At 64.9% G+C, this 12,350-nt stretch carries 9 protein-coding genes; 7 read left to right on the top strand and 2 right to left on the bottom strand.

The window, feature by feature from the left end:
* Positions 1-9: 9 nt before the first annotated feature.
* Positions 10-1,776, top strand: coding sequence for a BatD family protein (locus ABDX79_RS06455; RefSeq protein ID WP_346219455.1), 1,767 nt, complete (start codon positions 10-12; stop codon positions 1,774-1,776).
* Positions 1,777-1,810: 34 nt separating this feature from the next.
* Here ABDX79_RS06455 and ABDX79_RS06450 read toward each other — a convergent pair whose 3' ends face one another.
* Both ABDX79_RS06450 and ABDX79_RS06445 read right to left on the bottom strand, forming a co-directional pair.
* A complete protein-coding gene (locus tag ABDX79_RS06450) occupies positions 1,811-3,403 on the bottom strand; it encodes a gamma-glutamyltransferase (protein ID WP_346219454.1) in 1,593 nt (530 codons plus the stop codon).
* Positions 3,390-4,157 carry an IclR family transcriptional regulator gene (locus ABDX79_RS06445; protein WP_346219453.1) on the bottom strand — a complete coding sequence of 256 codons (768 nt, stop codon included), beginning with the start codon at positions 4,155-4,157 and terminating at the stop codon, positions 3,390-3,392. The genes ABDX79_RS06450 and ABDX79_RS06445 overlap by 14 nt, the downstream gene beginning before the upstream one ends.
* Positions 4,158-4,312: 155 nt before the next feature.
* Here ABDX79_RS06445 and ABDX79_RS06440 point away from each other — a divergent pair, with 155 nt between their 5' ends.
* The 6 genes from ABDX79_RS06440 to ABDX79_RS06415 all read left to right on the top strand — a co-directional run bounded on the left by ABDX79_RS06440 (position 4,313) and on the right by ABDX79_RS06415 (position 12,316).
* Positions 4,313-5,926: an ABC transporter substrate-binding protein gene (locus tag ABDX79_RS06440; RefSeq protein ID WP_346219452.1), complete on the top strand. Its 1,614-nt coding sequence runs from the start codon at positions 4,313-4,315 to the stop codon at positions 5,924-5,926.
* A gap of 102 nt (positions 5,927-6,028) precedes the next feature.
* A complete protein-coding gene (locus ABDX79_RS06435) occupies positions 6,029-6,970 on the top strand; it encodes an ABC transporter permease (RefSeq protein WP_346219451.1) in 942 nt (313 codons plus the stop codon).
* Complete coding sequence (locus ABDX79_RS06430; RefSeq protein ID WP_346219450.1) at positions 6,970-7,866, top strand: ABC transporter permease; 897 nt, start codon at positions 6,970-6,972, stop codon at positions 7,864-7,866. The genes ABDX79_RS06435 and ABDX79_RS06430 overlap by 1 nt, the downstream gene beginning before the upstream one ends.
* Before the next feature lie 5 nt (positions 7,867-7,871).
* Entirely contained in the window at positions 7,872-9,560 is a 1,689-nt protein-coding gene (locus ABDX79_RS06425) for an ABC transporter ATP-binding protein (protein WP_346219449.1), read from the top strand.
* Positions 9,557-11,095, top strand: a complete 1,539-nt coding sequence (locus tag ABDX79_RS06420) for a M81 family metallopeptidase (RefSeq protein ID WP_346219448.1) — start codon at positions 9,557-9,559, stop codon at positions 11,093-11,095. The genes ABDX79_RS06425 and ABDX79_RS06420 overlap by 4 nt, the downstream gene beginning before the upstream one ends.
* Before the next feature lie 57 nt (positions 11,096-11,152).
* Positions 11,153-12,316 carry a M20 aminoacylase family protein gene (locus ABDX79_RS06415; RefSeq protein ID WP_346219447.1) on the top strand — a complete coding sequence of 388 codons (1,164 nt, stop codon included), beginning with the start codon at positions 11,153-11,155 and terminating at the stop codon, positions 12,314-12,316.
* The last annotated feature ends 34 nt before the right edge of the window (positions 12,317-12,350 follow it).

Genomic DNA, 12,350 nt, shown 5'->3' with positions numbered 1-12,350 from the left:
CCAGAACCCGTGAATCTCAAGACGTTCAAGATCACCATCAGCGCCGCCGTCCTGTCCCTCGCGCTGGCCGCCCCGGCCTTCCCCGCCGGGCTCGCCGCCCATGTGAACAGCGGCACTGTGGCCGAGGGGGACACGTTTCAGCTCACCTTGACGACTGACGGCCAGGTGAACGTAAGCCCGGATCTTTCGCCGCTTACCAAGGATTTCGACATCCTCGGCACGTCGCAATCCATGCAGACGCAGATTATCAACGGCCAACGCTCGCAAAGCATGAGCTGGATCGTGTCGCTCTCGCCGACATCGAAGGGCACGCTCGAAATCCCCTCGATCAGCGCGGGGAGCCTCAGCAGTTCGCCTGTCGCCATCACGGTGGTGGATGCCGGCGCAATGCCCAAATCCACCGGGGCGTCCGGCATCGACCTGACGGCGAAGCTTGGCGACGACAGCCCGTTTCTCTTTCAGGAAACGCCGCTGACCGTGCGGATCGAAACGAGCGCGCCCATCAGAAGCGCCGAACTGATCGCGCCGCAATCGAGCGATTTCGAACTCGTTCAGCGTGGAGAAGACCGGGCCAGCCAGGCGACACGGAACGGGCGGCCGGTCAATTTGATCGAGCGGAGCTATATGCTGAAACCCCAGAAGGAGGGCGCGATCGAAATCCCGCCCTTCGTGTTGCGCGGCGATGTCGAGGACCCCAATCAGCGGCGGCGCGATCCGCTCGCGGACATGGGATTCGGCAATTTTCCCGGTTTCGGCTCGTCGATGTTCGACGACATGTTCGATCCCGGCAAGCCCTTTGCCGTGCGCTCAGACCCGATCAAGCTGACAGTGCGCGCCGATCCCAATGGCGGTTCCGGGCAGAACCAGTGGTTCCTGCCGGCCAAGTCCGTCCAGCTGACGTCCGAATGGTCGCCAAAGGACCTGGTCTTCCGGGAAGGGGAGGCCGTGACCCGGCGCGTCAGCCTTCTGGCTCTCGGCGTGAGCGCGGTGCAGCTGCCGGACCTCACCTTCGAAAACACTGATGGCGCCCGGATCTATCTCGACGACGTTCAGACGGGCGAGGATCAGACCGCCGAGGGCACCGTCGCAAGGAAGGATTTTCTCCTCTCCGTGGTGCCGACACACGGCGGCAAGATCACGCTTCCCGAGATCAAGATGAACTGGACCGACAGCGTCTCCGGCAAGGCCGAGACAGCCATCTTGCCGAGCGAGGTGATCACCGCCGAAGGAACGGTGCCGCCGCCGAGCCAGAGCGCGGCGGCGACACCTGAGGCTGCGCCCGCCTCGCAGATCGTGCCGCAGGAGCAATCGGTCGCGAGTCGGGACTGGCCCGTCTCCCTGCTCGCCGGGCTGGGAGCCGCCGCGCTTCTTGCCGCGCTCGGCGGCGCGGCCACCTATCTCCGGCGAAGGAACCGCCCTGGCGATAGCGCCCGCAAGCCTGTCGTCGCGCAACCCGTGAAGCCAAGCCGTTCGAACAATCTGTCGGACCGTCGCAAACAGCTGGCGCTGGCATCGAACAAGGAGAAATCCGGCGATCTGCGTGGCTGCTATGGCTGCGTTCGTGCCTGGCGCCGGCTTGCCGGCGGCGATCCGGCCATGAGCGCTTTGGCCAGAGACGCGATCGCCGCTCTTGAGAAAGCCGCCTTTGCCCCCGCCGCCGAAACCGCAGAGGGAAAGCCCCGCGACTGGCTCAACGTTCTGGCAAAGGAAGATCGCCGGATCGCCTCCACGGAACGGGAGACATCCCCGCGGCTGCCGTCGCTTTATCCGTCCTGAGGCAGGTAGGCTCCGGCGGGCTTCCCCTTGGCACTCAGGGGGCTGGCTCGGCCACCGCGTCCGCCCAGGGCGAAGCGGGTTCGGTTGCGCCGAAATTCATATCCTCGCGCCGCATCACGCCAGCCGGGCAGGCGAAGGCGTAGGGAAAGGGCAGGCGCGGAACAGCTTTGACCGAATGGGCCTTGCCGAGTTCGGCTAGAATCTGCGGCCCCATCGCTTCGTCGGCGACCACCGTCTTGCCGCCCGATACGTCGATCCTCGGCGCATGAAAGGCGGTATCCAGGTCTTCGCCGAGTGCCAGCATGCGATAGGTGAGCTGCGCGACGGCAGGCAGGATCTTGCGGCCGCCCGACGCGCCGATGGCAAAGCGGGTCCCGTTCTTTTCGCCGATCGCCGGGCAGACATTCATCAGGCAGCTCTTGCCGGGGCCCAATGAATTGGGGCGGCCCTGTTCGGGGTCGAACCACATGATGCCGTTGTTGAGGAGAAGCCCTGTCGAGGGCGACACCACTTTCGCGCCGAAGATCGACAGAAGCGTCTGCGTCATCGCCACCATGTTGCCGTGCCGGTCGACGATGGAAAAGTGCGTCGTCGATCCCGGCGCTTTCGGGCTCTCATGATCACCCATGGTGGCAAGCCTATGCTCGTAGGCGCCGGTGAGGGCCGTTGCGAGGGCCGCGAGACGTTCGCCCTCGCTCGTCTTTGAGCCCAGCGCCTCCAGCCGCGCGAAGCTGTCGGCCATGGTGGGGCCGGCTGTCAGCCTCGGCGTCACATGGCAGCGTCCGCCGAAGGCATCGATCGACAAGGGTTCGCCGAGATCCGGGCGATAGTCTTTCAGATCCTCATACCGCAGCGAGCCGCCTTTATCAGTGACGTCTTCCGCCAGGGCTTTAGCGACGTCACCCTCCTGCATTTCGCGCGGGCCATTGGCGGCGATCGTCTCCAGTGTATCGGCCATGCGCGCGAGCGGCAGGCGCAGATCTGTCAGGGCGGTCCAGGCGCCGACCGGCGGCCAGGTGCCGTCCTCCAGAAAAAGCGCCGCGGCATCGGGGTCCTTTGCGAGCGAGCGGGCGGCTGATGCGATGATCAGCCCCGCATACCAGTCGACCTTCAGCCCTTTGCGCGCCAGCCCCACCGAAGGCGCGACGAGATCGCGCCAGGGCATCCGGCCCCAGTGCTCATGGGCCATTCCGATGCCGGCGACGACGCCCGGAACCGCAACGGCCGACGCCCCTTCGAGATTGCGGTCATCGACGACCCGCTTCCACGGAAAGAGGTCGCCGGCCAGTCCTTCGCCGGAGAGTGGAAATTTGCGAATGTCGAGACCCTTCGGAGCGCGCATGCCATAGGAGAGGGCATAGGGCTGGGCCTCGCCGGCCCGCCAGACCATCATCGCGCCGCCGCCCGCCGGGCCGCTCATCCAGGGTTCCAGGACGCCGATCGCAAAGCTGACGGCGACGGCCGCGTCGATCGCGTCGCCCCCGGAGGCGAGCACCTCGGCGCCGATCTCGGAGGCGATGCGATGCTGCGAGGCGACGATCCCGCCTTTGGAGGAGACAGCGGGCTTGCGGACGATCTGGGATCTGGAAAAATTATGCATGGTCGGGCTGGCCTCATCCAATTCCATTCGCCGCATCGCGCAGCCGGGGCATCACTTCCTCCCGCAACCGCTCGCGGGTCCAAAGCGTGCCGCTGACGGAGCAGTGGATCGCGCCGTTCGGCTGATCTTTGCCGCCCACGGACACGGCCAGCGCGAGTTCGTTCACCTGCAATTCGTTCTCCGCGATCGAATAGCCGGTCTCGGCCGCTTCCTCGATCAGCTGCCTGACCGCCTCGCGGTCCATGGTCGTTTGCGGTGTGTAGCGCCGCATCGGCCATTCCTCCACGGCGCGGATCTGCTCTTCCGGGGGGCGAAGAGCCAGCATGACGCGTCCGCTTGTCGTATTGAGCGCCGGCACCCGGCGGCCGAGGATCATCGCGGCATAGCTGGTGCGCGAGCTTGGAAGGCGGACCGTATAGACGATGTCGGTGCTATCGAGGCGGGCGAAATTGATCGTCTCGCCGAGGGACTGTCTGAGGTCGATGAGGCGCGGCATCGCCGTCTTCACCAGTTCGTCCGACCACAGATACCGGTTTGCGAGTTCGGTCATGCGGATCGAGGGGCTGAAGCGACGGGTCTTCGTATCCTTGTCGAGATAGCCAAGCCGATGCAGCGTGGTTGTCAGCCGCTGGACGCTGGATCTGTCGAGGCCGGTCGCCTCGGACAATTCGGTCAGCCCCATGCGAACCCGTTCGGGTCCGAACGCCTCCAGAACGCGCATCGCCTTTTCAAGCGAGGCGACGAAATGGCTGTCGGTTCGTCGCTCTGTTTTCAAATTCATTCCGCGTTGCACAAAAATTGGTCTGAAATGGCAGTTGACGCGATCGTAGACATGTTTCTAGGATATCTCAATCCGCAAATGATTATCGCATTGCGCTAATCGTTCCAGCTTCCGCCCAACGGTCGTCATCGTCGCCACAACTGGAGAAGCCTTGCATGTCCTATCTGCCCTCTGCATCCGCCTTTCGGCCCTCCCGGCTCTTGCGAACCGCGCTCCTGGCATCCTCGGTCGCCTTTGCAGGTCTCGCCGCAGCGCCCGTCGCCGCACAGGAAATCCGCGCCGTCATGCATTCGGGAATCCGCGTCCTCGATCCGGTGATCACGACGGCGCACATCACCCGCAATCACGGCTACATGATCTACGACACGCTGCTCGGCATGGACTCGGATCTGAAGCCGCAGCCGCAGATGGCATCCTGGGAGGTCTCCGACGACGGGATGACCTACACCTTCACCCTGCGCGACGGGCTGAAATGGCATGACGGCTCGCCGGTCACGGCAAAGGACGTGGTCGCCTCCCTGAAGCGCTGGGGCGAGAAGGACGGTGGCGCCCAGATGATGTTCAAGTCGGTCGAAAGCCTCGAGGCGAGCGACGACAAGACGGCCGTGCTGAAGCTCAAGGAGCCGTTCAACTACGTCCTCGAACTGATGGCCAAGCCCTCGGGCCTGCCGACCTTCATCATGCCGGAGAGCGTCGCCAACACGCCGGCGGGCGAGACGATCACCGACTATACCGGCTCGGGTCCCTTCAAGTTCGTCGAGGCCGAATACGAGCCGGGCATCAAGGCGGTGTATGAGAAAAACGAGGACTATGTCCCGCGCGACGAGCCGCCGAGCTGGACCGCCGGTGGCAAGGTCGTGAAGGTGGACAAGGTCACATGGGTGACGATGCCCGACGTTCAGACCGCCGTGAACGCCATCAATGGCGGCGAGATCGATTACCTCGAACAGGTGCCGTTCGACCTGCTTCCGATCCTGCAGTCGAACCCGGAACTGACTGTGGAAGTCGTGAGCCCGCTCGGCTACCAGACGATGGGGCGCCTGAACTGGCTGAACCCGCCTTTCGACAACGTCAAGATTCGTCAGGCTGCGGTGCTGGCCCTCGGGCAGGATCCGATCCTCGCAGCGCTCGTCGGCAATCCCGAATATATGGACGCGTGCGGCTCGATGTATGGTTGCGGCACGCCCTTCGCCACCGATGCGGGCGACGAGATGATCATGGATGGTCCGCAGCCGGACAAGGCCAAAGCCCTGCTTGACGAGGCCGGCTATGACGGCACGCCCATCCTCCTGATGCAGCCGACCGACGTCGCTGCCCTGACGGCCCAGCCGGTCGTTGCCGCGCAGCAGCTGCGCGAGGCCGGCTTCACCGTCGACATGCAGCCGATGGACTGGCAGACTCTCGTCACCCGCCGCGCCAGCCAGGCTCCGGTGGCGGAAGGCGGCTGGAACATGTTCTTCACCAACTGGATCATTCCGGAGGTGTGGAGCCCGATCAACAACCCGATGCTGAACGGCGGCGGCAAGGAAGCGGCCTGGTTCGGCTGGCCAGACGATCCGAAGCTCGATGAGCTGCGCTCCGAATTTGCCCAGGCGACGGACGAAGCCGAGCAGAAGAAGATCGCAGCGGAGATCCAGAAACACGCCTACGAGGTGGTGAACTACATCCCCGTCGGCGAATACAAGATCCCGTCCGCTTTCAGCACATCCCTGACGGGCATGGTCAAAATGCCGGTCCCGGTGTTCTGGAACGTGACGAAGGCCGAATAGGCAAAGCCTTCGCAAACGCGCATGTCCTCGCCGGTCTTCGGCGGGGGCATCGACACGGGTGCCTGACATGGGCGCCCCGGACCCATTGAGCGGGGCTTCGCCATGCTTGCCTATATCATCCGACGCATCCTCGCCTCGATCCCGGTGATGATCGTCGTCGCACTCTTCGTCTTCCTGCTCTTGCGGCTGACGCCGGGCGACCCGGCCGCGATCATCGCCGGCGACATGGCAACGCCCGCTCAGCTTGAACAGATCCGCGAGAGTCTCGGGCTCAACGAGCCGCTCGTCACCCAGTTCGTGACCTGGAGCGGCCAGCTCCTTTCCGGCGATTTCGGCCGGTCGCTGATCTCCAAGACGCCTGTGCTGACGCTGATCCACCAGCGGCTTGAACCGACGCTCAGCCTTGCGATCGTCACCATGATCATCACGCTCCTCCTGTCGATCCCGATGGGTGTCATCGCGGCCTGGCGGCATGCGACGCTGACCGACAGCGCGATCATGGCGATCTCGGTTCTCGGCTTCTCGATCCCGGTCTTCGTGACCGGCTACATCCTGATCCAGCTTTTCGCCATCGACATGCGCATCTTCCCGATCCAGGGCTTCAGGAGCATCTCGGACGGCTTCTGGCCGTTCTTCGAGCGGATCGTGCTGCCCTCGTTGACCCTCGCGACGATCTATATCGCGCTGATTGCTCGCATGACCCGCGCGGCCATGCTCGACGTTCTCGGCGAGGATTACATCCGCACCGCCCGCGCCAAGGGCCTTTCCGAACGCATCGTCCTATTCCGCCACGCGCTGCGCAATGCCGCCGTGCCGATCCTGACCGTGGTCGGCACTGGTTTCGCACTGATGATCTCGGGCGTCGTCGTCACCGAAAGCGTCTTCAATCTGCCGGGCCTCGGCCGCCTCACCGTCGATGCGATCCTTGCCCGCGACTATCCGGTGATCCAGGCGCTTATTCTCCTGACCAGCGGCATCTATGTCGTCATCAACCTCCTGATCGATATCTCCTATGCGTTCATGGACCCGAGGATCCGCTACTGATGGCTGAGGAAACGACCACTGCCGCCGTGGGACCTGGGGGAAAGCCTTTGGTGCGGCGCAATTTCCTGCCGAGGATCGATCTTGCCTCCCTCAAACTCGCGCCGACGCTTGCCGCGATCGTCCTCGGTCTCATCGTTCTTGCCGCGATCTTCGCGCCGCTGATCGCGCCCTATGATCCGATCAAGATGGATCCGATGGCCCGTCTCGCCCCGGCAAGCTTCGCCCATCCCTTCGGAACGGACGGCTATGGCCGGGATGTTCTGTCGCGAACCCTTTATGGTGCCCAGACCTCGCTCATCGTCGGGCTTGGCGCCGCCTTTGTCGCGGTGCTGATCGGCCTGCCGCTCGGTCTTCTGTCGGGCTTTTTCCGGGTGCTCGACGCGGTGCTGATGCGCGTCATGGACGGGCTGATGGCGATCCCGGCGATCCTGCTCGCGATCGCCATCGTCGCGCTCGTCGGCTCCAGTCTCTGGACCGTGCTCGTCGCGATCACCGTGCCCGAGATACCCCGCGTCGTGCGCCTGGTGCGCTCGGTCGTCCTGTCGGCCCGCGAGGAGCCCTATGTGGAGGCGGCAATCGCCGTCGGCTCAAGCCTGCCGAAGATCATGTGGCGGCATCTGACGCCCAACACCGTCGCGCCGCTGATCGTTCAGGGCACCTATGTCTGTGCCTCGGCGATCCTGACGGAAGCGATCCTGTCCTTCCTCGGCGCGGGCATCGGCACCGAGACCCCGTCCTGGGGCAATATCATGTCCGAGGGCCGGCTCTATTTTCAGCTGAAGCCGGGCCTCATCTTCTGGCCGGGCCTCTTCCTCTCGCTCTGTATTCTGTCGATCAACATCTTGGGCGATACCGCCCGCGACGTCATGGACCCGAAGCTCGGAAAGAAGAGGTAGCCCCGATGAATGGAGAGCCGACAGACGCCGAAAAGGCCGCTGTTCTCGTCGTCGAAGATCTCGTCGTCGAGACCGCGGGCCGCAAGCCGAGCCCCATCCTCAAAGGCATTTCGCTTCGTGTCATGCCCGGTGAGACCGTCTGTCTCGTCGGCGAAAGCGGGTCGGGCAAATCGGTGACCTCGCTCGCGACCATGGGGCTGCTGCCCAAGGGCGCGCTTGCCGCGCGCTCGGGCCGCATTCTGGTGGAGGGCGAGGACGTGCTCTCCGCCCCGCCGTCGCGGCTGCGCCAGCTGCGCGCCACCCGCATGTCGATGATCTTCCAGGAGCCGATGACCGCGCTCAATCCGGTGCTGACGATCGAGCGGCAGCTGGAAGAGGTGCTTTCGGCCCATTCGCAGATGAGCGGGTCCGAGAGGCGGAGCCGCATCCGCGACATCCTCTCCCTCGTCCGCCTGCCGGATGTGGAACGCATGTGCCGCTCCTATCCGCACCAGCTCTCGGGCGGTCAGCGCCAGCGCGTGATGATCGCCATGGCGCTCGTTCTGGAGCCCAAGCTCCTGATCGCCGACGAGCCGACGACCGCCCTCGACGTGACGACGCAAAAAGAGATCCTGAAGCTGATCGCCGAGATCCAGACGCGTCTGGGCACCTCGGTTCTCTTCATTACCCACGATATGGGCGTCGTCGCGGATATTGCGGACCGCGTCTATGTCATGCGCCACGGCGAACTCGTGGAAGAGGGGCCGATCGGCGAGATCCTGAAAAACCCCAAGCGCGATTATACCCGCGATCTTCTGACGGCGGTGCCGGCGCTCCATCCGCGCGAGGCGCGGGCCAGCACCTCGAAGGAGGTGGTGCTTTCGACCACCGAGCTCGGCATGACCTATGGCGGCGCCTCGATGTTCAGGAAGCGCGCGGGGACGGTTGCGGCGAAGGACGTCAATCTGACGCTGACGCGCGGACGCACCCTCGGCGTCGTCGGCGAGAGCGGCTCAGGCAAGTCGACCGTCGCGCGCTGCGTGATGCGGCTGATCGACCCGACGGAGGGCAGCATCCGCCTGCGCGGCCATGAGATCGCCGGCCTCTCGCGCCGGGCCTTGAGGCCGGCCCGCAAGCGCATTCAGATGATCTTCCAGGATCCCAACCGCTCGCTCAATCCACGTCTCACCGTCGGCGACAGCATCACCGAGGGGCCGATCAATTACGGGGCGTCGGCGACGGAGGCTCGCGAGCGGGCGCGGCAACTGCTCGAACTCGTCGGGCTTCCGGTCGACGCCATCGATCGCCATCCGCACCAGTTCTCCGGCGGCCAGCGCCAGCGCATCGCGATTGCCCGTGCCCTTGCCATGGAGCCGGACGTGTTGGTCGCCGACGAGGCGGTGTCTGCGCTCGATGTCTCGGTTCAGGCCCAGGTGCTTGACCTTCTCGACGACATCCAGGCCCGGCTTGGCGTCGCGCTGCTCTTCATCACCCATGATCTGCGCGTCGCGGCGCAGATCTGCGACGAGGTCGTGGTGATGCAGAACGGACGCATCGTCGAATACGGGCCGACGGCCGAGGTGCTCGGCCAACCGCGCGAGGCCTATACGCGGCAATTGATCGAGGCGGCGCCCGGCCGCCATTGGGATTTCCCGAATTTCCGCCCGCTCGCGCCCATGGGGGTTGATGGGGCGGGACACGAGGTGAGGCCATGACCGCAGAAGCCGGGGAGGGCGCTCGTCAACGCGCCCCGCGCATCGCCGTCGGCGGCTTCATGCACGAGACCAACACCTTTGCGCCGACGAAGGCCGGCCTTGCCGCGTTCGAGCATGGCGGCGGCTGGCCGACAATGACCGAAGGTCCGGCGGTGCTGGAGGCGCTTCGCGACGTCAATATGGGCCTTTGCGGCTTCATCGAGGAGGCCGCGCGCCAGGACTGGGCTCTTGTTCCTACCCTTTGGACGGCGGCCAGCCCCTCGGCTCACGTGACCGAGGAGGCATTCGAGACGATCGCGGGTAGGATCGTTGCCGGCATCGAGGCAGCGCTGCCGGTCGATGCGGTTTATCTCGATTTGCACGGGGCGATGGTCACCGAGCATCTCGACGATGGCGAGGGTGAGCTTCTGGCGCGGGTGAGGGCGGTGATCGGCCCCGACATTCCGCTTGTCGCGAGCCTCGATCTTCACGGCAATGTTACGCCCCTGATGGTGGAGACGGCTGACCTCCTCACCGCCTATCGCACCTATCCCCATGTGGACATGGCTGACACAGGCCGGCGGACCGCACTCCATCTCGTCCGTCTTCTCAGAGGCGAGCGGCCCGAAAAGGCGTTCCGGCAGATCCCCTTTCTGATCCCGATCGCCTGGCAATCGACGGATATGGAGCCGAACGCCGCGATCTATGGGCGTCTGCCCGAGATCGAGACCGGCGACATCGCTTCGGTCTCCTTTCTCTGCGGCTTTCCGGCCGCCGACATCGCCGATTGCGGCCCCTCGGTGCTGGCCTATGGCGCGACGAAAGAGGCGGCAGAGGGCGCGGCACAGGCAATTGCAAGTGGGGTCGAGGCCGCCAGGGCTGCCTTCGCCGGCATTTCCTTCGAGCCGCTGGAGGCTGTGCGCGAGGCAATGCGCCTCTCCGCCACCACCGATCGACCGGTCGTCATCGCCGATACCCAGGACAATCCCGGCGCCGGCGGCGATTCCAATACGACGGGCATGCTGAAAGCGCTTGTCGAAGCCGGCGCGACACGCGCGGCGATCGGCGTCCTTTATGATCCCGCCGCCGCAAGAGCCGCCCATGAAGCCGGCCTCGGCGCGACGCTCACGGTCTCTCTCGGCGGCCAATCGGGCGTTCCGGGCGATGGGGCCTTTGTCGGCAGTTTCGAGGTCACGGGCCTCTCCGATGGTGAGTTCATCGCGCCCGGGCCCTATTATGGAGGGGCGCGGATGCAGCTTGGCCCCTCGGCATGCCTGACGATCGGCGGGGTCAGCATCGTCGTCGGCTCGGCCAAGGCTCAGGCCGCCGATCGCGAGATGTTCCGCTTCGTCGGCATCGAGCCGGAGGCGCAAGCGATCCTGGTGGTGAAAAGCTCGGTCCATTTCCGCGCCGATTTCTCGCCTATTGCCGAGACCATCCTGACAGCGACCGCGCCGGGACCGATGCCGCTGTCGCCGGCCTCGCTTCCTTTCACGAAATTGCGGCCCGGCGTCGCCCTGGCGCCGTACGAACCGGCCCTGAACGGTGCCGGCTGACACAACGCAAGGACATGGCGGCTTCGCCCTCGATGCGGCCCGCAAGGAGAGAAGACTATGACCATCATTCCCGAGATCGAGAGCTTCAAGGCCGATCTGACCGCGATCCGCCACGATCTTCACGCCCATCCCGAGATCGGCTTTGAGGAAACCCGCACCTCCGCCATCGTCTCCGAAGCCCTCAAATCCTATGGCCTCGACGAGGTCCATACGGAAATCGGCGGGACGGGCGTCGTCGGTATCCTGAAAGGTGCTGGCGGGGAGGGGCGGCGCATCGGGCTTCGGGCCGATATGGACGCCCTGCCCATGGAAGAACTCACCAATCTTCCCTATCGCTCGCAAAATCCCGGCCGTTTCCACGGCTGCGGCCATGACGGGCACACCACCATGCTGCTTGGCGCAGCGCGTTATCTCGCGCGCAATCGCGATTTTTCCGGCACGATCGTCTTCGTCTTCCAGCCGGCTGAAGAGGGCCTCGGCGGCGCAAGGGCGATGCTGGCCGAAGGGCTGTTCGAACGCTTCCCCTGCGACGAGATCTACGGGCTTCACAACATGCCGGATCTGGAGATCGGTCAGGTCGCGGTGTTTCCGGGCAAGGCGATGGCCGGGGCGAGCTTTTTCGATATCGCGATCAAGGCCCGCGGCAGCCATGCGGCCATGCCGCATAATTCGAAGGACGCCATCATCATCGCCATGGCGCTTGCCCAGAACCTTCAGACCATCGTCAGCCGCAATGTCGATCCGCTGAAACCGGCGGTCCTGTCGATCACCAAAATGATCTCCGGCTCGGCCTACAACGTCATTCCGGAGGAAGCCGCGCTCGCCGGCACGATCCGCTTCTTTCACGACGAGGTGGGCGAACTGGTGCGGGCCCGACTGCGCGAGATCGCGGCGGGTGTCGCGCAGACCTATGGCTGCGAGATCGACGTCGATATTCGCGATGTCTTTACGGTGCTCGAAAACGACGAGGCGGCGACCGAGGCTCTGCGTGAGGCGGCGGCCGAGATCGTCGGCGGTGAAAGCGTCATCACCGATCCACGCCCCACCATGGGCAGCGAGGATTTCGCCGACATGCTGAAAACCGTCCCCGGCTCATATTGCTGGGTCGGCCATGGCGGCACGGTGCCGCTGCACAATCCGGGCTTCATCCTCGACGACGAGATCCTGCCCATCGGCGCAAGCCTGCTTGCCCGCATCGCCGAGAAGCGGCTGAAAGCCTGAGAGTTTATAGGGCACCGGCCCCTCTTCGCCCGCA

This window comes from Fulvimarina fulva (assembly GCF_039652615.1).
In the GTDB taxonomy this organism is placed as follows: domain Bacteria; phylum Pseudomonadota; class Alphaproteobacteria; order Rhizobiales; family Rhizobiaceae; genus Fulvimarina.
This window is presented reverse-complemented; position numbering and strand designations above follow the sequence as displayed.